The 379-nt window shown below is 58.3% G+C and carries 1 pseudogene; it reads right to left on the bottom strand.

From position 1 onward, the window contains the following. Nucleotides 1–379: pseudogene (locus tag JWG43_RS19405) on the bottom strand (nickel pincer cofactor-dependent isomerase, group 22); the annotation flags it as partial.

The raw sequence follows: 379 nt of genomic DNA, 5'->3' as shown, positions 1-379 counted from the left end.
GAATATATTCCGCCAGCCCCCTGGTGCCGTGACCATGTATAGTGGCGGCCCCCTTGGCCTTACCGAAGCCTATGACCAGCATCTTTAAAAGACCGCTTTCTGTCGGAGCGTGAAACTGGGTGTGGGGCTTGACCCTGTTGATGGGGATGAGCCAGTCCGCCTGCCAGGCAGCAGCATCGCAATACACCGGCACGCCAGCGGCATTGGTGCCGATACGAACGCTTTCTTCTCCTGCGATGATCGGCGCTCCTATGCTCTCTTCCGTGATGCCACATGAAGCCAGTACCGCTCGCTGCCCCGCAGCAGTTCCTCCACCATGGCTCCCCATGGCAGGCACGATGAACGGTACGCCATTACGTCTTTTCACATAGGTGATGAC

The organism is Desulfobulbus alkaliphilus (assembly GCF_016918545.1).
GTDB lineage: Bacteria > Desulfobacterota > Desulfobulbia > Desulfobulbales > Desulfobulbaceae > Desulfobulbus > Desulfobulbus alkaliphilus.
Note: the sequence above shows the minus strand (reverse complement) of the source record. Positions and strands in the feature narration are given on the sequence as shown.